The organism is Acetobacter fabarum, from assembly GCF_011516925.1.
Taxonomy (GTDB): Bacteria; Pseudomonadota; Alphaproteobacteria; order Acetobacterales; family Acetobacteraceae; genus Acetobacter; species Acetobacter fabarum.
The window spans coordinates 71,938-93,787 of record NZ_WOTG01000004.1; the positions used below are offsets into that span (position 1 = coordinate 71,938).

General features: G+C 61.1%; 21 protein-coding genes and 1 tRNA gene. 16 read left to right on the forward strand and 6 right to left on the reverse strand.

Annotated elements, in window-relative coordinates; translation table 11 throughout:
• Positions 1 to 75: 75 nt before the first annotated feature.
• The 11 genes from GOB83_RS07245 (at position 76) to GOB83_RS07295 (ending at position 8,751) form a co-directional block, all read left to right on the forward strand.
• The gene (locus GOB83_RS07245; protein WP_086646116.1) at positions 76 to 477 is read left to right on the forward strand and encodes a VOC family protein; all 402 of its coding nucleotides are present in this window, start codon (positions 76 to 78) and stop codon (positions 475 to 477) included.
• A gap of 127 nt (positions 478 to 604) precedes the next feature.
• Positions 605 to 1,420: a diaminopimelate epimerase gene (dapF, locus tag GOB83_RS07250; protein WP_165925662.1), complete on the forward strand. Its 816-nt coding sequence runs from the start codon at positions 605 to 607 to the stop codon at positions 1,418 to 1,420.
• Positions 1,417 to 2,664, forward strand: coding sequence for a tRNA (N(6)-L-threonylcarbamoyladenosine(37)-C(2))-methylthiotransferase MtaB (gene mtaB / locus GOB83_RS07255; RefSeq protein WP_086646114.1), 1,248 nt, complete (start codon positions 1,417 to 1,419; stop codon positions 2,662 to 2,664). Before dapF ends, mtaB begins: the two co-directional genes overlap by 4 nt.
• Position 2,665: 1 nt before the next feature.
• Positions 2,666 to 3,595 carry a signal recognition particle-docking protein FtsY gene (gene ftsY / locus GOB83_RS07260; RefSeq protein WP_086646113.1) on the forward strand — a complete coding sequence of 310 codons (930 nt, stop codon included), beginning with the start codon at positions 2,666 to 2,668 and terminating at the stop codon, positions 3,593 to 3,595.
• A 120-nt stretch (positions 3,596 to 3,715) separates the two neighbouring features.
• Positions 3,716 to 4,021: an AtpZ/AtpI family protein gene (locus GOB83_RS07265; protein WP_086646112.1), complete on the forward strand. Its 306-nt coding sequence runs from the start codon at positions 3,716 to 3,718 to the stop codon at positions 4,019 to 4,021.
• Positions 4,022 to 4,071: 50 nt separating this feature from the next.
• On the forward strand, positions 4,072 to 4,821 hold the full coding sequence (locus GOB83_RS07270) for a F0F1 ATP synthase subunit A (RefSeq protein ID WP_086646111.1): 750 nt from the start codon (positions 4,072 to 4,074) through the stop codon (positions 4,819 to 4,821).
• 52 nt (positions 4,822 to 4,873) lie between these two features.
• A complete protein-coding gene (locus GOB83_RS07275) occupies positions 4,874 to 5,098 on the forward strand; it encodes an ATP synthase subunit C family protein (protein WP_025828682.1) in 225 nt (74 codons plus the stop codon).
• A 28-nt stretch (positions 5,099 to 5,126) separates the two neighbouring features.
• Positions 5,127 to 5,729 carry a F0F1 ATP synthase subunit B family protein gene (locus GOB83_RS07280; RefSeq protein WP_086646110.1) on the forward strand — a complete coding sequence of 201 codons (603 nt, stop codon included), beginning with the start codon at positions 5,127 to 5,129 and terminating at the stop codon, positions 5,727 to 5,729.
• Positions 5,730 to 5,764: 35 nt separating this feature from the next.
• Positions 5,765 to 6,259, forward strand: a complete 495-nt coding sequence (gene atpF, locus GOB83_RS07285) for a F0F1 ATP synthase subunit B (protein ID WP_369823033.1) — start codon at positions 5,765 to 5,767, stop codon at positions 6,257 to 6,259.
• Between the two features lie 27 nt (positions 6,260 to 6,286).
• Complete coding sequence (locus GOB83_RS07290; RefSeq protein ID WP_086646108.1) at positions 6,287 to 7,054, forward strand: glycosyltransferase; 768 nt, start codon at positions 6,287 to 6,289, stop codon at positions 7,052 to 7,054.
• Positions 7,048 to 8,751, forward strand: coding sequence for an ArnT family glycosyltransferase (locus GOB83_RS07295; protein ID WP_165925663.1), 1,704 nt, complete (start codon positions 7,048 to 7,050; stop codon positions 8,749 to 8,751). The genes GOB83_RS07290 and GOB83_RS07295 overlap by 7 nt, the downstream gene beginning before the upstream one ends.
• 206 nt (positions 8,752 to 8,957) lie before the next feature.
• On the opposite strand, the gene GOB83_RS07300 is transcribed toward GOB83_RS07295, so the two are convergent.
• Positions 8,958 to 9,033 (reverse strand) — tRNA-Thr (locus tag GOB83_RS07300).
• Between the two features lie 225 nt (positions 9,034 to 9,258).
• Here GOB83_RS07300 and GOB83_RS07305 point away from each other — a divergent pair.
• The 4 genes from GOB83_RS07305 to GOB83_RS07320 all read left to right on the forward strand — a co-directional run bounded on the left by GOB83_RS07305 (position 9,259) and on the right by GOB83_RS07320 (position 14,079).
• On the forward strand, positions 9,259 to 10,737 hold the full coding sequence (locus GOB83_RS07305; RefSeq protein WP_086646105.1) for a paraquat-inducible protein A: 1,479 nt from the start codon (positions 9,259 to 9,261) through the stop codon (positions 10,735 to 10,737).
• Positions 10,734 to 12,440, forward strand: coding sequence for a PqiB family protein (locus GOB83_RS07310; RefSeq protein ID WP_086646104.1), 1,707 nt, complete (start codon positions 10,734 to 10,736; stop codon positions 12,438 to 12,440). Before GOB83_RS07305 ends, GOB83_RS07310 begins: the two co-directional genes overlap by 4 nt.
• Before the next feature lie 4 nt (positions 12,441 to 12,444).
• A complete protein-coding gene (locus GOB83_RS07315) occupies positions 12,445 to 13,161 on the forward strand; it encodes a PqiC family protein (RefSeq protein WP_165925664.1) in 717 nt (238 codons plus the stop codon).
• A gap of 135 nt (positions 13,162 to 13,296) precedes the next feature.
• Positions 13,297 to 14,079, forward strand: a complete 783-nt coding sequence (locus GOB83_RS07320; RefSeq protein WP_095349704.1) for an acetoin reductase — start codon at positions 13,297 to 13,299, stop codon at positions 14,077 to 14,079.
• An 89-nt stretch (positions 14,080 to 14,168) separates the two neighbouring features.
• On the opposite strand, the gene purF is transcribed toward GOB83_RS07320, so the two are convergent.
• From purF to metH, 4 genes are all read right to left on the reverse strand, one after another.
• A complete protein-coding gene (gene purF / locus GOB83_RS07325; protein ID WP_086646102.1) occupies positions 14,169 to 15,656 on the reverse strand; it encodes an amidophosphoribosyltransferase in 1,488 nt (495 codons plus the stop codon).
• 46 nt (positions 15,657 to 15,702) lie between these two features.
• A complete protein-coding gene (locus tag GOB83_RS07330) occupies positions 15,703 to 16,227 on the reverse strand; it encodes a CvpA family protein (RefSeq protein ID WP_095349705.1) in 525 nt (174 codons plus the stop codon).
• 66 nt (positions 16,228 to 16,293) lie between these two features.
• Positions 16,294 to 16,623, reverse strand: a complete 330-nt coding sequence (locus GOB83_RS07335) for a phosphoribosyl-ATP pyrophosphatase (RefSeq protein WP_233129093.1) — start codon at positions 16,621 to 16,623, stop codon at positions 16,294 to 16,296.
• A 47-nt stretch (positions 16,624 to 16,670) separates the two neighbouring features.
• Positions 16,671 to 20,177: a methionine synthase gene (metH, locus tag GOB83_RS07340; RefSeq protein WP_095349706.1), complete on the reverse strand. Its 3,507-nt coding sequence runs from the start codon at positions 20,175 to 20,177 to the stop codon at positions 16,671 to 16,673.
• On the opposite strand from metH, the gene GOB83_RS07345 reads away from it, so the two are divergent.
• Positions 20,176 to 20,661 carry a hypothetical protein gene (locus GOB83_RS07345; protein WP_165925665.1) on the forward strand — a complete coding sequence of 162 codons (486 nt, stop codon included), beginning with the start codon at positions 20,176 to 20,178 and terminating at the stop codon, positions 20,659 to 20,661. The genes metH and GOB83_RS07345 overlap by 2 nt on opposite strands.
• Before the next feature lie 65 nt (positions 20,662 to 20,726).
• Here GOB83_RS07345 and GOB83_RS07350 read toward each other — a convergent pair whose 3' ends face one another.
• On the reverse strand, positions 20,727 to 21,824 hold the full coding sequence (locus GOB83_RS07350; RefSeq protein WP_086646098.1) for a flagellin: 1,098 nt from the start codon (positions 21,822 to 21,824) through the stop codon (positions 20,727 to 20,729).
• Positions 21,825 to 21,850: the final 26 nt, after the last annotated feature.

Below are 21,850 nucleotides of genomic sequence, written 5' to 3' on the forward strand. Positions count from 1 at the left end.
AACAAACGCGCTTGCCGTTAAAGAAGGCGCAATAGAGTTTGAAAAAAACAGAGCATTGGGGAAAAGGAAGTCTTTATGGCCAGAATGATCCACAGCATGCTGCGTGTGCTGGATGAACAGAAATCTGTCGCCTTCTACGCTAATACGCTGGGGCTTGCCCCGGTCGGGCGCTTTGAGTTTGACAGTTTTACACTGGTCTATCTGGCCAATGACGAGCAGAGTTTTGAGCTGGAACTCACCATCAACCACGGCCGCACGGAGCCTTATGCTCTGGGGGATGGCTATGGGCATCTGGCAGTTTCGGTGGCGGATGTGGTGGCCGAGCATGCGCGCATGCACGCAGCAGGCCACCCGGTTACGCCGGTTAAAACCCTGCAGCACGAGGGCACGGTGATCGGGCAGTTCTTCTTCCTGACCGACCCGGACGGCTATAAGATCGAGGTGCTCCAGCGCGGCGCGCCGGGCCGCTTTATCTAACCCCACCCGGCGCATACAGGCCGGGACAGCAGGGGCCGCGCCATGCTATGCCTTACGGGCCAGTACAGCGCCTACCCGTGCGGGTGGGGCATGGCATCCCGGTCTGAATTGGCATATAAGGCGCGCAATGCTGACCTCTTTTTACAAAATGCACGGTCTGGGGAATGATTTTGTCATCCTCGACGAGCGGACGGGCGACCTGCCCCTTACCCCCGGCCGCATTGCAGCTCTGGCGCACCGCCGCCGGGGTATTGGCTGCGACCAGCTTGTAACCCTGCGCGCGCCTACGGCGGATGGGGCAGATGTGCTTGTGCGCTTTTTCAACCCCGACGGGTCGGAGGCCGGGGCCTGCGGCAATGCCTCGCGCTGTGTGGCCGATCTTGTGTGGCGCTGTAGCGGTAATGCAACACCTGTGCTGCAAACCCGCGCAGGCGTGCTGCCCACCAGCAGAACCCCCGACGGGCTGATTACGGTGGACATGGGCGCTCCACGCACCCACTGGCAGGATGTGCCACTGGCCATGGCGGTGGATACACTGCACCTGCCCTTGCCGGGTGATCCGGCGGCGGCTTCCATGGGCAATCCGCACGCCACGTTTTTTGTTTCCGATTTTGGTATGGTGGCGCAGGGGCATGCCTTAGAGCACGACCCCATTTTTCCCGAACGTGCCAATATCGGTTTTGCCCGCATGGACGGGCCGCACCACATGCGCCTGAAGGTGCATGAACGGGGTGCCGGCGTGACCGAGGCCTGCGGGTCCGGTGCATGTGCCGCCGTGGTCAATGCCGTGCGGCGTGGCCTTGCCGCACGGACCTGCACGGTGGAGCTGGATGGCGGCACCCTGCACATTGTCTGGTCCGAGCAGACGGGCCATGTACTCATGACCGGCTCCGTCACCACAGCTTTTGAAGGGACGGTCGATCTGGCCGCCTATCCATCATGACCACCCGGCCAGAAATCCTGACCTTCGGCTGCCGCCTGAACACGTGGGAGAGCGAGGTCATGCGGGACCACGCGCAGGGGCTGGGCAATGTGATCATTGTCAACACCTGCGCGGTTACGGGGGAGGCGGAGCGGCAGGCAAGGCAGGCCATCCGCCGCGCACATCGTGAAAACCCCGATGCCCGCATTGTCGTGACCGGCTGCGCCGCCCAGATCCACCCCGAAAACTGGTCCACCCTGCCCGGCGTGACCCGCGTGCTGGGGAATGAGGAAAAACTGAAGGCCGAAAGCTGGTCCCCCGCGGCACTGGCCGAGCCTGTAGCCGTATCCGACATTATGGCTGCAAGGGAAACGGCAGCCCATCTGGTCACCGAGTTTGCAGGCCGCACCCGTGCGTTTGTGCAGGTTCAGCAGGGGTGCGACCACCGCTGTACCTTCTGCATCATTCCCTTCGGGCGCGGGCCTTCGCGCTCCGTGCCGGTTGGGGCCGTGGTGGAGCAGGTGCGCGCACTGGTGGGGGCTGGCTACCGTGAGGTGGTGCTGACCGGGGTGGACATGACCTCCTGGGGCACGGACCTGCCGGGCAAGCCCGTGCTGGGGCAGTTATGCCGCCGTGTGCTGCGGCTGGTGCCCGAGCTGGAGCGGCTGCGCCTGTCCTCGGTCGATCCGGTGGAAATTGATGAGGACATCTGGCAGCTGCTGGAGGCCGAGCCCCGGTTCATGCCGTATCTGCACCTTTCCCTACAGGCCGGGGCGGACCTTATTCTCAAACGCATGAAGCGCCGCCATCTGGTGGAAGATGCCGCCCATGTTGTGGCGCGTGCCAGAAGCCTGCGGCCCGATATTGGCATTGGTGCCGACCTTATTGCCGGGTTCCCCACCGAGGATGACGCCCTGTTCGAGCAGACGCGCGCCTTTGTGGCAGACATGGCGCTGCCTTACCTGCATGTGTTCCCCTACAGCGAGCGTGAGGGAACCCCGGCAGCGCGCATGCGTGCGGTGCCCGTGCCCCAGCGCAAGGCGCGTGCAGCGGCCCTGCGTGCGGTGGGGGCCGCATCTGCGGCGCGGTACTATGCCAGCCTGCTGGGCCAGCCCCAGCGTGTGCTGATGGAAACCCCCACAACAGGACATAGCGAGCAGTTTGCACCCGTCCGCCTGAGCGGGGCCGAAGCCTCGGTCGGGGATATTCTCTCCCTTCTGCCCATCGCGGTGGAAGAGGGCGGACTGGTGGCGGAAAGGATCTAGAATGGCGCTTGGTTTTTTCTCTCGTCTCAAGGAGGGGCTGTCTCGCTCCACCCAAAAGCTGGGTGGCGGGCTTACGGGTATTTTTACCCGCCGCAAACTGGATGACGAGGCGCTGGAGGAACTGGAGGAACTGCTCATTACCGCAGACCTTGGCCCCGGCGTTGCGGAAAAGGTGATTGAGACTTTTCGATCCAGCCGCTTTGGTACCGAAGTCACGGATGAGGAAATCCGGCTGGCTCTGGCCGAAGAAATTGCCCGGATTCTGGAGCCGGTAGCCGTACCGTTTACCCCCGACCCCGCCCACAAACCGCACGTGGTGCTGGTTGTGGGGGTTAATGGCGTGGGCAAAACAACCACCATTGGCAAAATGGCCCGCTTTTTTTCCGCTCAGGGCAGCAAGGTCATGATGGTGGCGGGCGATACGTTCCGTGCCGCAGCCGTAGAGCAGCTCCAGATCTGGGGCGAGCGCACGGGCTGCCCGGTTATTGCTGGCCCCCCCGGGGCTGATGCCGCAGGCCTTGCATACGAAGCGCTCAAGCGTGGCAAGGCCGAAGGGGCGGACCTTGTGTTCGTGGATACGGCCGGCCGCCTGCACAACAAGTCGGCGCTGATGGAAGAGCTGGCAAAAATTATTCGCGTCATGCGCAAGTTTGATGAAAGTGCCCCCCATTCGGTCCTGCTGGTGCTGGATGCCACAACGGGGCAGAACGCCGTGGAGCAGGTGCGGGTTTTTCGCGAACTTGTGAACGTGAGCGGGCTGGTCGTGACCAAACTGGATGGCTCGGCACGTGGTGGTATTGTGGTCGCACTGGCCGATGGGTTCGGCCTGCCGGTGCATGCCGTTGGCGTGGGCGAACAGGTAGAGGATCTGCGGCCTTTTTCCGCTATGGACTACGCGCGCGGGCTGGTTGGCCTGCCCGGAACAGAGTGATCGGCGGGGTGGCGCAAATGCTGCGGAGCAATATTTTGGCCCATAAGCCTGCTAAGGTTTCTTGACAGGATATGGCAGCCCCGTTAGCAAGCGCCTGCACCCCCTTGGGAGGTGCGAGGTATGTGTAAGGAAAAAGACGATTCCTTCAACGCCAGATTGCAGTCGGCAGAGCGCCGCTACGGTCTGGTCAAGGAGGAAAAACCTCAGGTTGATGCAAACATGGAGGCCGACAGGTCTCTGGCTGCATTGGCGTTCAGAGCCGGGACAGAAATGCTCGCGGGGCTGATTGTAGGGGTTGCCATAGGGTGGGGGCTGGATCACTGGCTCCATACCCGGGCGTTGTTCCTTGTCATCTTTGCACTTTTGGGCGGTAGCGCCGGAATGCTGAATGTTTGGCGTCTGGTCAGGACGATGGACGTAAAGTAAGAAGCTGAAGCCCGGATATTCGATTCGGGGCAAGGTCTAGGAGAGCGGTTGTGGCGGGCGGTTCCAGCATTAACGTACTTGAACAGTTTGAGCTCCACCCCGTTCTTGGTGGGCTGGGCGAGGCCCTGCGCTTCAGCCAGTCTCCGCTGTACATGATCGCGGCAGTCTGCCTTGTTCTTGCGTTCCTGTATTTTGGCATGCGCCCCGCAGCAGTTGTACCCGGCCGGCTTCAGGCCGCAGCCGAGGTCTGCTACGAGTTCATTCATAACATGGCCGTGGATACGATCGGGCCGGAAGGTGCAGCCTTCTTCCCGTTCATCTTCACCCTGTTCTTCTTCATTCTGGCGGGGAACTACATCGGCCTTCTGCCGTTCTCCTTCACCTTTACCAGCCATATTGCTGTCACCTTCGCCATGGCGTTCATGGTGTTCCTGCTGACGGTTGTTGTGTCGCTCAAGGTGCAGGGCCTGCGGTTTTTCGCCCACTTCATGCCGGACGGCGCCAGCCCCTTTCTGGCGCCCCTGCTGATCCCGATCGAGATTCTCTCGTTCCTTTCCCGCCCGGTCAGCCTGTCCATTCGACTGTTCGCCAACATGGTTGCCGGGCACGTCATGTTCGATATTTTCGCAAGCTTTGTTGTCATGCTCGCCGGTTTTGGCGTAGTGGGTGACGTGTTTGCGATCGGGCCCATCGCCATTAACGTGGCGCTTATGGCTCTTGAGTTGCTTGTTGGGGTATTGCAGGCCTACGTGTTTGCCATCCTGACGTGCATCTACCTGCGGGAGGCCGTGGCTCACTGAGCTGCTTTGCCCGTTTCGTTTGAAACTGTCTTGAAACAAGGAAGTGACTGATATGGACATCGCTGCAGCCCGGGAAATCGGTGCAGGTATCGCCGTTATCGCCCTCGCCGGCGTTGGTATCGGCCTCGGCAACATCTTCTCCACGCTGGTCAGCAGCATTGCCCGTAACCCGGCGGCTCGCCCGCACGTGTTCGGTCTGGGCATGCTCGGCTTCGCACTGACAGAAGCTATCGCCCTGTTCGCGCTGCTGATCGCATTCCTGATCCTCTTCGTCTGAGATCGGGAAAACAAGAGGAGACATTCCTGTGGGTGTGATTACGAAGACAGTTCGTGCCGGACTGCTTGCAACGGTTTGCGGCGTTTCTTTGCTGGCCGTTTCGGCACCTGGTGCATACGCCACGGGAATGCCTCAGCTTGACTTTGCCAACCCACTCGTGACCGGTCAGGTCATGTGGGGGGCAATTATTTTCTTCGTCTTCTATCTTGTTCTCAGCAAGGCCATGCTGCCGGGTGTTGCCCGCGTTCTGCATGACCGTAGCCAGCGTATTACAGGTGACCTTGAGGTCGCCCGGTCCGCTAAACAGGATGCTGACAAAGCCGTAGCCGAACTCCAGCAGGCCCGCAAAGATGCCATGGCAGAAGCCCAGGCGCATCTTCAGAAGGTTCTGGACGAAGAGCACCGTGCGGCCGAGCAGCAGATGCAGGAAATCAACGCACGTCTGGCTTCCGAAATTGCGGACGCCGAAAAGAATGTTGCGGCAGAAAAAGCGCGGGCCTTGAGCGCGCTTAAAGAAATTGCGGCCGATACCACACAGGCGCTGGTCCAGCGGCTGACAGGTGTTGCGCCAGACGCCCAGCTTGTTGCCCAGAGTGTTGAGAGCGCATCCGCGCATCGCAGCATTATCTGAAATCCGTACTCAGGGGAATTTTGGTCATGACTGACATTTTTCATGTGGCGGGTTTCTGGGTCGCTGTTTCGTTTGTTCTGTTCTTTGTGCTGGCTGGTAAAAAGCTGTGGACGCCTATCGCGTCCATTCTGGACAACCGCGCCAACCTGATCCGTGAGGAACTGGACGAGGCAGCCCGCCTGCGCCGCGAAGCCGAGCAGATGCTCGAAGATGCAACGCGTGAGCGTGAACAGGCTCTGGCGGAAGCCAAGTCCCTTATCGAGCAGTCCCGCATTAAGGCGGACGAAATGGCCAAGCAGGCCCGTGCCGAAGCCGAGGCCGCCGTGCGCCGCCACGAGCAGATGGCGCGTGACCGGATTGCCGCCGTTGAGCGCGCCGCCGTAAAGGAAGTGCGCCAGCTTGCTATTGATGTGGCGGTCAATGCTGCACACAGCATTATCCCCCAGACCATCGATGAGCAGAAAGCCTCTGCACTGGTTGATCAGGCACTGGCAGACCTGCCCGCCGCGTTCTCCCGTCAGGCAGCTTAAGCCCATCTCCCTTCAGGGTGCATATGTATGACACAAACGGTGCAAACCTCTGTGTCGCAGGCAAACGATGTTCAGCCCGTGCTGAGCATCGTTATTGCTGTTCTGGACGAGCAGGATAACCTGCCACAGGTCTGCCGCGAACTGGCCGAAGCCTGCAAGAGCCTCCCTCCATCGGAAGTCGTGTTTGTAAACGACGGCAGCCGGGATAACACGGTGGCCGTGCTGCGCCAGCTTCGGCAGGACTGCCTGCCCAACCTGCGCATTCTCTCGCACGATCGGTGCTGTGGTAAGTCCGCCGGGTTGCGTACGGGCATTACCGCGGCAAAAGGCGCGTGGATTGCCACGATTGATGGGGACGGGCAGGACGACCCGCGTGAACTGGTGGCACTGGTGGCTCTGGCCCGGGCGGCACAGGGTACGCCCCCGCTTGTGGTTGGGGTGCGTGCCAAACGGAAGGATGGCTGGTCCCGCCGCTTTGCCACGCGCTTTGCCAATGGCCTGCGCCAGAGGCTGCTACAGGACCACTGCCCGGATACGGGTGCCCCGATCAAGATTTTTCAGCGCGCCGATTTTTTGCGCCTGCCCCAGTTTGAGGGCCTGCACCGGTTTATGCCCGCCTTTTTTGCCTCTTATGGGGTGCCTCTGGTGTGTCATCCGGTTTCGCATCGGCCGCGGCTGCATGGGCAGTCCAAATATACTAATTTCAACCGTGCTGTCGTGGGTGTGCGGGACCTGCTGGGTGTTATGTGGCTGCGTAACCGCACCCGGCTGCCCAGAACGGTTGATGAATGCTAGGGCCTGCACGCGGGGCCCGTTCCCTGCCGTGGCGTGTGCTGGTGCTGATCGGTCTGGCGGCTTTTGTGCTGTTTCTGCCCGGCCGCATGACAACTCCCCCGTTTGACCGGGATGAACCACGCTACATGGAAGCATCGGCCCAGATGCTGGAGACGCACAACTACATAGATGTGCGCTTTCAGGACAAGCCGCGCTACCTTCAGCCCGCCGGTATTTACTGGCTGGAATCCATGGCTGTTAAGGCCGTGGGCATGGAGTATGCCCGCACGGTGTGGCCGTACCGTATTCCTTCCCTGCTGGCCATGACCGGAGCGGTGGTGCTGACCGCCATAATGGGGGCCAGCCTGTTTGGGGCCATGGCCGGGGTCGGGGCTGCGGTCCTGCTGATGGCCTCGGTGCTGGTGGCGGCGGAAAGCCGTATGGGCACGATTGATTCGTGCCTGTTGCTCAGTGTGCTGGTGGCCCAGTACGCGCTGGTGCGGGCACTGGCAGACAGGGAGGCAGCACGCGGCACACCTGCGGGCACGGCGCTGCTGTTCTGGGGCGCTGTGGGCTGCGGGCTTATGCTCAAAGGCCCGGTTGTGCTTATTCCCTCCCTTGCAACGCCGCTGGCCATGGGCTGGGTGGAGCGTAATCTGGACCTGTGGCGCAGGCTGCGCCCGGCATGGGGCTGGCTTGTGGCTGCCGCTGTGGTGCTGCCGTGGTGCGTGGCCATTGGGGTGGTCAGCCATGGCGAGTTCTTCCGGCGCGCGGTGGGGGGGAACTTCCTGGGCAAGGTGGCGTCCGGGCAGGAGGCGCACGGCCTGCCGCCGGGCTACCACCTGCTTGTGTTCCTGATCGCATTCTGGCCCGGTTCCTACTTTGCCGCCAGTGTGCTGCCGCAGGCATGGCGGGAGCGGCGCACTCTGCCGGTGCGTTACCTGCTGTGCTGGATTGTGCCGCACTGGGTTGTGTTTGAAAGCATAGCAACCAAGCTGCCCCATTATGTGCTGCCCACATATCCCGCCATTGCCATACTGAGTGCGGGCCTGCTGGCGCAAAGTGGTGTGGTGTGGCGGAACGGCCCGCAAACCCGCTGGGGCCGTCTGCTGCTTGGGGCCTATGCCGTTTTGTGGGGTTTTGCCGGCTGTGTGCTGGCTGCAGCAGGGCCACTTTTATTGTGGACGCTGGAGCGCCAGTTTAGTGTTCCCGCCCTTGTGCTGGCGGGTGGCGTTCTGCCGCTGGTCGGGCTGGCGGTGTGGCAGATCTGGCGGGCGGAACTGTGTTATGCAGCATTGAGCAGCTGTGTTGCAGCGGCCTTGTTATATGTGGGGCTGTTTACGGTTGTGGTGCCGCAGTTGCGCAGCATCTGGCTGGCACCCCGTCTGGTAGCACTGGTGCAGGCGCATAAACCCTGCGCGCAGACACAGGTTTATTCCGTTTCCTTTACCGAGCCCAGTCTGGTGTTCCTGATCGGGGGCAAGGTGGTGCTGGGGAGCCCCGCACAGGCCGCACAGGCCATGCGCGACCACCCGGCCTGCACCGCAGCCCTTGTGGATGTGCGTGAACGCAAGGCGTTTATGGAAGCACTGGGCGCGGAAGCACCAAAGGCGTTCAGCCGTGGCACGGTTGCAGGGTTGAACTATTCCAACGGCCACGCCATGGCGATCAGCCTTTACACGCTGGACACTCCGGCGGTGGATAAAACACCACACTAAATCTCGCCATCGGGGCGATGGGGGCGGGTAAAGGTGCCTGTCTGGCTTATCTGCCGGAGAGTTTGCTCTCTCCCGCTTTTTGGAGGCACCTGCGGAGCACGCGGGATGTGCGTCGTCTGGTGCTTTGGTCATGCGGGCATGCCTGCGTAACGCTGTAAACGCGCCAGTGGCGTGCAGCAAAGCATATGACAATTTAGGGAAAAAGGTGGTGCCCGCTGACGGATTCGAACCATCGGCCCCATCATTACGAATGATGTGCTCTACCAACTGAGCTAAGCGGGCACAGCAGTGTGTGCGGTAGGCTGACTATCATGATCATTCAGAGCATGCAACATCCATTACGGCAGGAAAGGGGGCTTTTCTCCCCCATATTCCGGTGTGGGCCGGTTTTTTTTTCTTTGCTTTGGGGGGCGGAGCACAAAAGCGCTGGGCGCAGGTCTGTATGGCAGGGGTGCCATACGGTTTTTTCAGTTACAGGGGGGGCGGTTGGTATTAAGAACAGAAGTGATGAACGCAACGCAAGTCATGGCCCTGCTGCGGGAGGCTCTGTTCCCCGGCCGGGATGTCCCGGTTGATGAGGAACGGCACGTCCGGCTTTTGCGCGGGGTGGTGGAGTGTCCGTGCTGCGGGCATTACCAGATTCTGCCAGAGCTTAACCCCGGTACACAGGCGCGCTGCTGCCGGTGTAACCAGTTGCTGGACCGGCGTAACCGCACATCCCCCATAGCAACGCCACTGGCTTTTTGCATCAGTTCGGCTGCGCTCTACCTTGCCATGCTGGCCTCAACCCTGATGATGCTGGACCTGTACGGCCGCCAGCGCACGGTCAATATCCTGACCGGCCCGATTGAACTGCTGCACGAAGGCTGGGGCGAGGTTGGCGTGCTGGTGGCCATTGCCACCATTATTGTGCCCGGTCTGGTTATTGGCATGATGCTGTCCATTCTGGTGGGGGCGTTGCAGCCCCGGTTGCCCTTCTGGGTGCCGCATCTGCTCAAATGGTACGAACGCCTGCGCCCGTGGTCCATGGTGGAGGTGTATATTCTGGGCGTGTTCGTGGCGTACACCAAACTGTCCGATCTGGCTTATGTGCAGATCGGGGCTGCGGTGTTTCTGGTCTCGGGCCTGATGCTGACCATGTCCGCCACGGATGCCACGCTGGATACGGAGCTGATCTGGGAACGCAGGCAGACAGACCACAGCCTGCGCCGCATGGATAACAGGCGCGTCCGCCTGACATGCGAGAGTGTGGCGCGCCACACCCCTCTACCGCCGCCTTCGCACATGGCATCGTGCCTGTCCTGCGGGGCTGTGCTGGCGTTTGACGAGGCCATGCCCACAACTGAGGCTCTGGGCTTTTGCCCGCGCTGTGGCCATGTGGTGCGCAGGCGCAAGTCCAATGGCCGCATGCGCGCGCTGGCACTGCTTATTTCTGCCGTGGTGTTTTACCTGCCAGCCAATATCTACCCGGTCATGACCGTCATCCGCCTGGGTGGGGGCACGGGGCATACCATTATAGCCGGGGCGGTGGAGCTGTGGCAGGACGGGATGATCCCGCTCTCGCTGCTGGTGCTGTTTGCGAGTGTAACCGTGCCCGTGCTCAAGATTTTTGGTCTGCTGTTCATGCTCTTTACCACATGGCGGCGCTCGGAGCGCTGGCTGGTGGCACGGACCAAGCTTTACCGGGTGATCGACATTATTGGCCGGTGGTCCATGATTGACGTGTTCATGGTTTCCATTCTGGTGGCCATGGTCCGCTTTAACAGCATGGCCAGCATTACCGCCAATGGGGGCATGGTCTGCTTTGCCGCCGTGGTGGTGCTGACCATTTTTGCGGTGCATGCGTTTGACCCCCGCGTTATGTGGGACGTGGTGGGCGACAATGAGACATCCTCCGATTGCGGCCTTGCCGGGCGGGCAACACCCGCCCCCGCGCCGCAGACAACTGCCGCGTATTTGAACAATATGGAGCCGGACAGGGCGTGAACGACAGGCACAATTCTCCAAAACATGGTGAAAGTGACAATCAGGATGCGCTGGTGCGCAGGATCCGGTTTTCCATTATCTGGGTTATTCCCATTATTTCGGTACTGATCGCGGGCTTTCTGGTCTGGCGTAGCTTTATGGATAACGGGCCGGAAATTTCCGTTATCTTTGATACCGCCGATGGCCTGACCAGTGGGCAGACACAGGTCAAGAACAAGTCCGTGGTGCTGGGAACGGTGCAGAACATCTCCCTCACCCCCGACCTGCGCCATGTTCGTGTGCTTATTCGCATGAACAAGGGCACCAATGACATGCTGACCGACAAGGCACGGTTCTGGGTTGTGCGCCCCCGCATTAACGGGGCCAGTATTACCGGGCTGGAAACGCTGATGTCTGGCGCGTACATCGCCTTTGACCCCGGGCTGGATGAAAGCGGGCATAATTCTGGCCAGCACATGGACCAGTTTGAAGGGCTTGAAGCCCCACCGGGCATGCGCTCGGACCAGCCGGGTCAGACCTATACGCTGGTGGCCAACAATATTGGTTCAATCGGGCAGGGGGCCCCTGTCTTTTTCCGCGATGTGGATGTGGGGGAAGTGCTGGGCTACACCATGCCGCCCGGTGGGCGCGGGCCGGTGCTGATCCAGATTTTTGTCAAGGAACCCTACGACCATTACCTCAATGGGAGCACACGGTTCTGGAACGTCTCGGGCGTTAAGGTGGGCTTTGGGGCCGGTGGGCTCAAGGTTCAGTTGCAGTCCCTTCAGGCGCTGTTCTCCGGTGGGGTGGCGTTTGGCCTGCCCCCGCTGGAGGAGGGCAAACTCCAGCGTGACCTGCCCATGGCTGAGGCCAATACCGTGTTCAAGCTCTATGAGAGCGAGGAAGATGCCCAGAACGCCGGGTACCATGAGCGTGTTCCCGTTGCCACGTACCTGACCTCCTCCGTCAAGGGGCTGGCTCCGGGGGCTGTGGTCAGCATGTTTGGGATTCAGGTGGGCAACGTGACCAGTGTTAAACTGGACATGACCTCCACCCCCGGCCACCCGCGCGTGCGTATTGGCATGGAAATCCAGCCCGAACGGGTGATGACCTCCAAGGAACTCTCGCACGAGGAGGTTACGGCCATGCTGCGGACACTGGTGGCCAACGGCCTGCGGGCCTCCACCGACAGCGCAAGCCTGCTGACGGGGGAAGGGCTGATCTCGCTCAACTTTGTCAAGAACGCAGGCAAGGGCACTACCAGCATGGAGGGCACAACGCTTGTTATCCCCGGTCAGCCGGGGGGTATGAGCGGGATTATGGAATCGCTTTCCACCGTAACCGACCGTCTGGCGGCCATGCCGTTTGAGCAGATTGGCACCAACGCCAACAACCTGCTGGCCCATGCGGACGAAACGCTGACCAGCCCGGATGTTAAGCAGTCTCTGGCCAGCCTGCGTGTGTCCATGCAGCATTTTCAGGCTTTAACGCAGGACCTGCAAAAAGGTCTGGCACCTCTTAGCCAGCGCCTGCCTGCCATGGCCGAGCAACTGGACCAGATGCTCCACAACGCCAACCGCCTGCTGGCCAGCTATGGGGGCAACAGCGACTTCAAGCGCAGCCTTCAGGCCATGGTTATCCAGCTTGGACAAACCGCGCGTTCCCTGCGCTTTTTGTCCGACTTCCTGACCAACCACCCCTCTGCGCTCATATCGGGACGATAAGATCATGGCTCGCGTTAAACCTTACGGACTGGCTGGGGCTGGTCTTTGCCGCCGCAACGTTCTGGTCGGCGGGGCCTCGTTGGGGCTTATGGCGTTTACCCTTGCAGGCTGTGCCAGCAGTGGGGCCTCGCTTTACACGCTGGCAGTTGTGCCGGGGCAGGCACAGGCTGGTGGCCCGCGCTTTGTGGAGGTGCGCCTGCCCAGCATTGCCTCCGGCCTGGACCGTGACCGCATTGTTACGGCCGATAGTGGTTATAGGCTGAGCGTTTCCAGCACCGATGCGTGGAGCGATTCCCTTGCCAGCCAGATCGGCCACGCACTGGCGGGGGATCTGGCCCAGCGCCTGCCCGGTACCGGCGTGTTTGTGGAAAACGATGCCGCTGCTGCGGACCCGCAGGTTTATGTGGAGCTTTCGGTCAGCCGCTTTTCCACCGGGCCGTCTGGTCATGTGGAACTGGATGCCATGCTCTCGGTCCAGCCTGCGGCGGCGGGGGCACCTTACGGGCAGGGCACGCTTCAGCGCATTAGCCTGAGTGGCCCTGCCGGTGGCAGCACCATGAGCATGGTGCAGGGCCTTAGCCAGCTTCTGGGCCAACTGGCGGATGTGGCGGCCGGGCAGATCCGCCTGCTCCCGCCCGATGCCCCCAATGCCACGGCCGCCGCTGCGGCGCAGGATGCAGCCCAGTCTGCTCCCTCCTCCGCGCAGGGGCACCGCAAATAAGGGGTGCTCCGGCCCCTGTCTGGTGTTTTATGCCAGCCCCCGCATGTGCCGTGCGGGGGCTGTTTTTTTGGTGATGGCTTTTTTTTGTTATTGCACTACGCTCGCCTCGTTTCTCATCACATGCGAGAGGTTCTCATGGCGGACATTACAGGAAAAGTGGCGCTGGTTACCGGCGGCGGGCAAGGCATTGGCCGTGGCATAGCCCTACGGTTGGCCAAGGACGGTGCGGACATAGCCCTGGTGGACATCCGCGAGGATCGTCTGGCAGGTGTGGTTAAGGAAATCGAGGCACTGGGCCGCAAGGCCACCAGCTTTATTGCCGATATTGGCGACCGCGCGCAGGTAGCGGCAGCGATTGACCATGCCGAGGCTACGCTGGGCAGTTTTGATATTATGGTCAACAACGCAGGCATTGCCCAGATCAAGCCGCTGGCGGATGTAACGCCTGAGGAAATCCAGCGCATTTACCGCATTAACGTGGAAGGCACTCTGTGGGGCATCCAGCTTGCTGCGGCCAAGTTTATTGCGCGCAAAAGCCGCGGCAAAATTATTAACGCCTGCTCCATTGCCGGGCACGAAGGGTACGCCATGCTGGGCGTTTACTCCTCCACCAAGTTTGCGGTGCGTGGGCTTACGCAAGCTGCGGCCAAGGAATATGCCTGCCACGGCATTAACGTAAACGCCTACTGCCCCGGTGTGGTGGGGACGGATATGTGGGTGGAAATTGACAAGGAATTCGCCAAGCTGACCGGTGCTCCTGTGGGTGAGACGTACAAGAAGTTCGTGGACGGCATAGCCCTTGGCCGGGCCGAAACACCGGATGATGTGGCCGGTCTTGTGTCCTGGTTTGCTGGCCCCGATTCCGATTACGTAACCGGCCAGTCGATCCTGATTGATGGGGGTATGGTGTACCGCTAAGGGGCACAGCCTGCGCGCACCGCCTAACAAAAACCCCGCCAGAGTGTGCCTCTGGCGGGGTTTTTTATAACAGGGCGGCAGGCCGTGGCTCAGGCTGAGTCGGGGCCAAATTCCGCATCATGGTCAACCAGCGCAATGGGGTATTCGCCGGTAAAGCAGGCATCGCAATAGGTGGAGCGGCTGGCCTTGCGGCTTTCATGCCCCATGGCGCGGTACAGCCCGTCGAGCGAGATAAAGGCCAGACTGTCCACACCAATCAGTTCAGCCATTTTCTGCAGGTCGTTCTGGGCGGCCAGCAGCTTGCTGCGTTCTGGCGTGTCGATCCCGTAGAAGCAGGAATGCTTGGTGGGGGGGGAGGAAATGCGCATATGCACTTCCCGCGCCCCGGCCGCACGCACCATGTCCACGATCTTGCGGGATGTGGTGCCGCGCACAATGGAGTCGTCCACCAGCACAACGCGCTTGCCGTCCAGAATCGGGCGGTTGGGCGAGTGCTTCATTTTCACGCCCAGATGCCGGATCTGGTCGGTGGGTTCAATAAAGGTGCGGCCCACATAGTGGTTGCGGATGATGCCCAGCTCGAAAGGAATGCCGCTGGCCTCCGCATAACCGATGGCGGAAGGCACGCCGGAGTCGGGTACGGGCACGACCACATCGGCCTCAACCCCGCTTTCCTGCGCCAGTTCACGCCCGATTTCCTTGCGCACGTTATAGACCGGCAGGCCTTCAAGCACGGAGTCCGGGCGCGCAAAGTAGATGTATTCAAACACGCAGAAATGGGGTTGCGTGTCCCCGAACGGGCGCAGAGAGCGAATACCGTCATCATTGATGACAATCAGCTCGCCCGGTTCCACATCACGTACAAATTCCGCGCCAATAATATCCAGCCCGCAGGTTTCGGATGCCAGAACCCATGCGCCGTCCTTGCTGCCTTCGCCGGGCAGCTTGCCCAGCACCAGCGGGCGCACACCCATGGGGTCACGCACGCCGATCAGCGCATCCTGCGACAGAACAACAAGGGAGTATGCACCAGTGACCCGCTTGAGCGCGTCAATCAGCCTGTCTTCCACCGTGGCGTAAAGCGAGATGGCAATCAGGTGCACGAACACTTCCGTATCCGTGGTGGACTGGAACAGGCAGCCACGGCGGATCAGCTCGCGGCGCAGGGTGTCAGCGTTGGTCAGGTTGCCGTTATGGGCCACCGCCAGACCGCCAAAGGCGAATTCGGCAAACAGGGGCTGCACGTTGCGCAGCAGGGTAGCCCCTGTTGTGGCGTAACGGTTATGGCCAATGGCGCGTGTGCCAGCCAGTGTGGCCATAACGCGCGAATCACTGAACACATCGCCCACAAGGCCCAACCCACGGTGGGAATTGAAGCGGTGATGAGCCGGATCGAAGGAGACAATGCCCGCTGCTTCCTGCCCACGGTGCTGGAGGGCGTGCAGTCCAAGGGTTGTCAGGGTTGCTGCGTCCTTGGCGTTCCATATGCCAAAGACGGCACATTCCTCTTGCAGGTGGTCCTCGTCCGCACGGACAGGATCGGGGAGGGAAACGGACGGCGTGGAGTGGGGGTGCATAAGCGCGCAGGGCCTCCGCAAATGGCTGGTACTGGCCGTATGGGGATTACAAGGTGGCGTCATGACCTGTTGAACGCTTTGGCGCAACCCCTTTTGCGTCAAATTCAGCCAGATAAGGTTGGATATAGGTTGTCGCGGAGCGAATATAAGGGGTCAGCCGCCCGTTGGCCTCTATGGCTTCCATGTCCTCGGGCTGCAAAAGCCATTGCCCGGCCATGAACAGCAGCACAACCACGCACACACCCCGCGCAAGCCCGAACAGCCCACCCAGCGTGCGGTCCAGCCCATCCAGCGGGGTGGCGCGCACCAGCCGCACAATGGCGGCGGCCAGCAGGTAACCAGCCACCAGAAAAAACAGCAGCACCAGCGCAAAGCTGGCCAGTTGCAGCCCTATGGGGGAGTGAATGAACCGCGCCAGCCAGGGCGTGGGCACAGTATGGAAGCGAAAAGCCAGCACAAATGCCAAAGCCCAGCTCAGCAGGCCCAGGGCAAGCTGCGTAAACCCCCGCCACATCCCATGCAGGGTGGAAAGGGCCACAATGATCAGGGATAGTGCATCTATGGCTGCCATGAGCGCAGGCTTACAGCCCCCAGTGGGGTGGGGGAAAGAGGGAAAAACGCATAAAGCCCGCGCCGCCTATGGCAGCTTGCTTGTGGTAACGCGCCATGGCCTGCTGGGGCTGCCGTTTTTCTTTTTACGGTGGGGGGGCTGGTTGAGCTTGTGCAGCAGCTCGGACACTTCCACCCGGCGCAGGAGTTCGGTCCAGACATCGGCCTCATCCACTCCGTCCAGCACCCACATATGGCTCAGGGTTTGCAGGAACAGGGCACTCTCGCGCACAAGGTCTGCGCGTCTGGCAGCAATAAAGGCAGTTGTGCACCCGGTCGCGTGTAGCCCCACCTGCATGTACAGGTCCTTGCGTTCCTGAGTAAGCGGAGGCGGCAGATGCGGGCGGGAATAGACCATTATGGGATGATGCGCTGCACCATCCCAACTGGTCAATGCCCGGCTGATCAGATCGTGAAATATTTGGCGTGTTTATTCAGCACCACCAGAGCAGAGGTGGACTGCTCGGGGTGGAGCTGGTCCCCATCGGTCAGGGAAACGCCAATACGCTCTGCATCAAGCAGGTTAAGGATGCTGCTCTGCTCTTCCAGCCGGGGGCAGGCCGGGTAGCCGAACGAATAGCGCGAGCCACGATAGCCCTGCTGGAGCAGGTCTTCCATGTTCCGCGGGTCTTCGGCGGCAAAGCCCAGTTCGGCGCGGATACGCTTGTGCGTGTATTCGGCCATGGCTTCTGCCATCTCCACCGAAAGGCCGTGCAGGTAGAGGTAGTCCTGGTAGCGGTTTTCCTCAAACCAGTCGCGGGCAATGTCGGAGGCTTTCTGCCCTACGGTTACAACCTGCAGGCCCACTACATCACGCTCGGGGTCGTTTATGTCACGCACGAAGTCTGCAATGCACTCCCCATCCGCGCGGGGCTGGCGGGGCAGGGCAAAGCGGGCGGCCTCGGTTGTGCCATCGGGTTCAAACAGAACAAGGTCGTTCCCATCGCCCGCGGCTTTCCAGTAGCCATAGCAGGCCTGTGGTTTGAGAATCTGCTCATCCGCTGCCAGCTTGAGCATGCGTTGCAGAATGGGGCGCAGCTCCTGCCGTGCCCAGACCAGAAACTCGTCCAGAGAGCGCCCCTGTTTACGGAAGCCCCACTGGAACTGGTAAAGGGCGCGCTCGTTCAGGAAGGGCAGAACGGCCTCGGGGGTGGCCTGCAGCACCTTGGCACCCCAGAAGGGGGGCGTCAGGCGGGGTTCATCCGCCGTCAGGCGTGCACGGCGGGTAGCAACCTCGGCCTTGTCCACCGGGCCGTAGCCGCGTGTTTCCGCCACTTCTGGCGAACGGGCGTTTTTGCGGGTGGCCTTGCCCTCACGCCGTTTCTGAATGGCGGCCAGATACCCGTCAAACCCGCTCTGGGCGATCTGGTCCATCAGGGTCAGGCCATCAAACGCATCACGCGCATAGGCTACGCGGCCGGTGGCGCCGTAAGCGGCTACGCAGTCCTCTTCCACGTAATTGCGGGTCAGGGCCGCCCCGCCGAGCAGCACTGGGGTATCCAACCCCGCGCGGGCGATTTCTTCCAGATTTTCGCGCATGATCACGGTGGACTTCACCAGCAGGCCGGACATGCCAATAGCGTCCGCTTTTTCCTTGCGGGCAGCGTCGATCATGTCGGCCACAGGCACCTTGATGCCAAGGTTGACCACACGGTAGCCGTTGTTGGTCAGGATAATGTCCACAAGGTTTTTGCCAATGTCGTGCACATCGCCTTTGACGGTGGCCAGAACAATGGTGCCACGCTGCTGGCCTTCGGCACGTTCCATGTGCGGTTCAAGCCATGCCACGGCGGCCTTCATGGTTTCAGCGGACTGAAGCACGAAGGGGAGCTGCATTTTACCCGCGCCAAACAGTTCGCCCACCACCTTCATGCCATCGAGCAGCACGGTGTTGATGATGTCCAGCGGGGCCATGGTCTGCATGGCTTCGGCAAGGTCGGCTTCCAGCCCCTTGCGGTCGCCATCCACAATGCGGTCCTTCAGGCGTTCTTCGGCGGTTTCGGCCTGTTTGCGCTTGACCGCCTCGGAGGCCTTGCGGTCCGCGAACATGGCCAGCAGGGCCTGCAGGGGGTCGTAGTCCTCGGTCCGGCGGTCAAAGATCAGGTCTTCGGCAACCTTGACTTCTTCCGGGGCGATCAGGTGCAGCGGGCGGATTTTGGAGACATGCACAATAGCCGCCGTCATGCCCGCCTTGACCGCGAGGTCAAGGTAAACCGAGTTCAGCACCGCACGGGCTGCCGGGTTAAGCCCGAAGGAGATGTTGGACAGGCCCAGCACGATCTGGATATCGGGGAAGGCCTCGCGGATCATGCGAATACCTTCCAGCGTCCACTGGCCGAGCTTGCGGTCGTCCTCCGCCCCGGTGGCGATGGTAAAGGTGAGCGGGTCGATCATCAGATCGGACTGGGGCAGGCCGTATTTGTTGCAGGCAAACTCCACCAGACGGCTGGCAATGCGCAGCTTGTCCTCGGGTTTGCGGGCCATGCCCACTTCATCAATGGTCAGGGCGACAACGGCTGCGCCAAACTTGCGCGCCAGCGCCATACGGTCGGCGGCCGGGCCTTCCCCATCTTCGAAGTTGATGGAGTTGATAATCGGCTTGCCACCATGCAGCTTGAGGGCTGCCTCGATGACCGGGGTTTCGGTCGAGTCAATGACCAGTGGCGCGTTGACCGAGGAGGTGAAGCGCTTGATTACCTCATCCATTTCCTCGCGTTCGTTGCGGCCGACAAAGGCGGTGCAGACATCCAGCGCGTTGGAGCCTTCGCGCAGCTGTTCGCGGCCTACGGTTACGCAGCCATCCCAGTCATGCGCTTCCTGGAGTTCGCGCCATTTTTTGGAACCGTTGGCGTTGCAGCGCTCCCCGATGGAAAAATAGGCGTTTTCCTGCCGCAGGGGCACCTGCGAGTACAGGCTGGCAACGGAGGGCACCCACACGGCCGTACGGGCAACAGGGGCCGGGCGGTGGCGGCCCGTGGCTTCTGCCCGGCGGCGCAGCATGGCGTCCAGCGCTGCAATGTGTGGGGTGGAGGTGCCACAGCACCCGCCGGTCATGTTAATGCCGTCTTCGTGCACAAAGCGTTCGACCCACGTGGCCATGTCTTCGGGGCTGAGCGGGTAGTGTGTTTTGCCGTCTACCAGTTCGGGCAGGCCTGCATTGGGCAGGACGGAAATCAGGCGGGGCCAGTTTTCGGCCAGCCAGCGCACATGTTCGGCCATTTCCTGCGGGCCGGTGGCGCAGTTCAGGCCGATCAGGTCCACATCCAGCGCGTTAATGACCGTGGCGGCGGCGGCAATGTCTGGCCCAACCAGCAAGGTGCCGGTGGTTTCTACCGTAACCTGCACAAAAATGGGGAGTTTGACGCCCGCTTCAGCCCGCGCGATCTTGACGCCATTGACGGCTGCCTTGATCTGGAGCGTGTCCTGGCAGGTTTCAATCAGCACCGCATCGACCCCGCCTTCAATCAGGCCACGGGTCTGTTCGGCAAGGGCGGCTTCCAGGGTGTCGTAATCAATATTGCCAAGGGAGGGCAGCTTGGTGCCCGGACCCATGGAGCCAAGCACGTAACGGTGGCGGCCATCGGCAAAGCTGTCCGCTGCCTCACGCGCCAGAATGGCGGAGGCACGGTTAATCTCACGCGTGCGGTCTGTCAGCCCGAACTCGCCCAGTGTAATGGGGGAGGCACCAAACGTGTTGGTCTCCACCATGTCGGCCCCGGCCTCAAAATACCCACGGTGGATTTCGCGGATCAGTTCAGGGCGTGACAGGGTCAGGACTTCGGTGCAGTTTTCCTGTCCCCAGTAATCACGTTGCACATCAAGGTCGAGCATCTGGATGCGGGACCCCATCCCTCCATCACAGAGCAGAACCTGTTCACGCAGGGCATCAAGAAGCGGCAGACGAGAAGACATGACAGCACAAGACCGGAATAGTGGGGAGGATACGCCTCAGCCGCAGGAACGGGCCAAAGCCACATCCTTATTCCAGACAGAGGCTACCCTGTCCACCGCCATGCGTGCCCCACCGCAAATGCGCGGCGGGCGCATGCCGCTTTTTGTGCTGGAGGACGCCCCACAGGGGCTGGCATGGCGGGGCAAAGGTGGTGTGGTGTTTGCCGGTATAGCCCCTACACCTACGCAAACTCAGGGGTGGCGGTGTGTGCTGGAATGGTCCGGGCCCGAAGGGGGGGCTACCCATGGCGGGCACTGCCTGTGCTGCGTGGGGCGGGGTGGGCTGGACCAGTTTTTGCTGGCGCAGGCGCAAAGCCGGGTGCGCGGTGTGGGGGAGCCGCTTGAGGTTATGGTGGTGGTGTGCGCCCCCCAACTGGTGGCCGCGTATAAGACCCAGCTCAAAACCTCGGTTTTCCTGTCCGCTTTTTATGCCCTGCAAGCATAAAAAAACAGCCTGATGGTGCGGACCATCAGGCTGCTGCGGATATGTGTAAAAGCTGCGCTGGCGGTTTAGAGGTAGTTGGCCAGCGACATGTCCTTCATGTCCGCGATCAGCATGAACGACGCCTTCAGGCTGGTCTGCACGTTGGCGGACTGGATGGCCACCTGCCCGATATCGGTCGTGCGGGCGTTGTCGAGCTGGGTTTGCAGCGCTGTTGTCGTGTTGGTCAGCAGGGTGGAGCGTGCGGTCAGGGCGTTCTGCTGTGCCCCTACGGCTGTTTCCATGCTGATCAGCTGGTTGGTCGTGTTCACCAGCGAGGTATGGAGCTGGGTGATCATGTCGGAATAGCCAGCACTGGTGGAGGACATGCCCTGCATGCCCGAAACCAGCATCATGTCCCGCATCAGGTCCTTGATGGGCGACCCGGTGGAGGTGCTGCTTACATCGCTTGTATTGCCCTGTGTGGCCACAACCCCGTAGCTGCTGGAGGTGCTGTCCCCCGTAACAATGCTGGTCTGCTGGCTTTTGGCCTGGCTGAGCGAATCCGTGGCACTGGTGGCGCTGGAAATGGTGCTCGAAAAAATGGAGCTGTCCGCATTGATCAGCGAGGTGGCCTGTTGCAGGACAGAGTCCATGCTCGACCCCGATGCCAGAAGGCTGAGTGTATCTGCAACCTGAGTGCTGGTGGTGCCGCTGGCAACGCTGGACGGGTCCTTGACCGGTGCTTCAGTCGCGGACTGCCCGGCAAAAACATAGCCCGTACCATTGGAGGTGTTCAGGATGGTTGCCAGCTGGCTGAGGCTGCTTGTTGCCTCGGTCGAGACAGAGTTGACCGTGGAGGTGGAGCTGGACCCGCCAATGCTCAGCAGGTTTGTGGCCATGCTCTGGGCGAGCGAGACAATCTGCTTGAGTGCGCTGGCCGTAACGGTCAGGCTGTTCTGGGCATTGGTAATGTTGGTCTGCCAGGCTTTAACCTGCGTGATCTTTGGCGTCAGCTCAAAAACATTGGAGCGCGAAGAGCCCAGACCGGCAAAGGTTTCTGCCGTAATGCCGTTGCTGGAGGTCTGCCACGCCAGAGTGGTCTGGGCGTTGGTGAGTTCCTGCACAGCGGAAGAAAGAACAAGGTTTGCAGCGCTCGCGCCATACTGCCCGATAGAAGTGCTCATAATAAAGTATCTCCCTCTCTCAAGGC

Excerpts from the sequence above, each read along its gene's own strand:
- GOB83_RS07245 (WP_086646116.1), top strand. The coding sequence starts at position 76 with ATGGCCAGAATGATCCACAGCATGCTGCGTGTGCTGGATGAACAGAAA.
- dapF (WP_165925662.1), top strand. The coding sequence starts at position 605 with ATGCTGACCTCTTTTTACAAAATGCACGGTCTGGGGAATGATTTTGTC.
- mtaB (WP_086646114.1), top strand. The coding sequence starts at position 1,417 with ATGACCACCCGGCCAGAAATCCTGACCTTCGGCTGCCGCCTGAACACG.
- ftsY (WP_086646113.1), top strand. The coding sequence starts at position 2,666 with ATGGCGCTTGGTTTTTTCTCTCGTCTCAAGGAGGGGCTGTCTCGCTCC.
- GOB83_RS07265 (WP_086646112.1), top strand. The coding sequence starts at position 3,716 with ATGTGTAAGGAAAAAGACGATTCCTTCAACGCCAGATTGCAGTCGGCA.
- GOB83_RS07275 (WP_025828682.1), top strand. The coding sequence starts at position 4,874 with ATGGACATCGCTGCAGCCCGGGAAATCGGTGCAGGTATCGCCGTTATC.
- GOB83_RS07290 (WP_086646108.1), top strand. The coding sequence starts at position 6,287 with ATGACACAAACGGTGCAAACCTCTGTGTCGCAGGCAAACGATGTTCAG.
- GOB83_RS07295 (WP_165925663.1), top strand. The coding sequence starts at position 7,048 with ATGCTAGGGCCTGCACGCGGGGCCCGTTCCCTGCCGTGGCGTGTGCTG.
- GOB83_RS07305 (WP_086646105.1), top strand. The coding sequence starts at position 9,259 with ATGAACGCAACGCAAGTCATGGCCCTGCTGCGGGAGGCTCTGTTCCCC.
- GOB83_RS07315 (WP_165925664.1), top strand. The coding sequence starts at position 12,445 with ATGGCTCGCGTTAAACCTTACGGACTGGCTGGGGCTGGTCTTTGCCGC.
- GOB83_RS07320 (WP_095349704.1), top strand. The coding sequence starts at position 13,297 with ATGGCGGACATTACAGGAAAAGTGGCGCTGGTTACCGGCGGCGGGCAA.
- purF (WP_086646102.1), bottom strand. The coding sequence starts at position 15,656 with ATGCACCCCCACTCCACGCCGTCCGTTTCCCTCCCCGATCCTGTCCGT.
- GOB83_RS07330 (WP_095349705.1), bottom strand. The coding sequence starts at position 16,227 with ATGGCAGCCATAGATGCACTATCCCTGATCATTGTGGCCCTTTCCACC.
- GOB83_RS07335 (WP_233129093.1), bottom strand. The coding sequence starts at position 16,623 with ATGGTCTATTCCCGCCCGCATCTGCCGCCTCCGCTTACTCAGGAACGC.
- GOB83_RS07345 (WP_165925665.1), top strand. The coding sequence starts at position 20,176 with ATGACAGCACAAGACCGGAATAGTGGGGAGGATACGCCTCAGCCGCAG.
- metH (WP_095349706.1), bottom strand. The coding sequence starts at position 20,177 with ATGTCTTCTCGTCTGCCGCTTCTTGATGCCCTGCGTGAACAGGTTCTG.
- GOB83_RS07350 (WP_086646098.1), bottom strand. The coding sequence starts at position 21,824 with ATGAGCACTTCTATCGGGCAGTATGGCGCGAGCGCTGCAAACCTTGTT.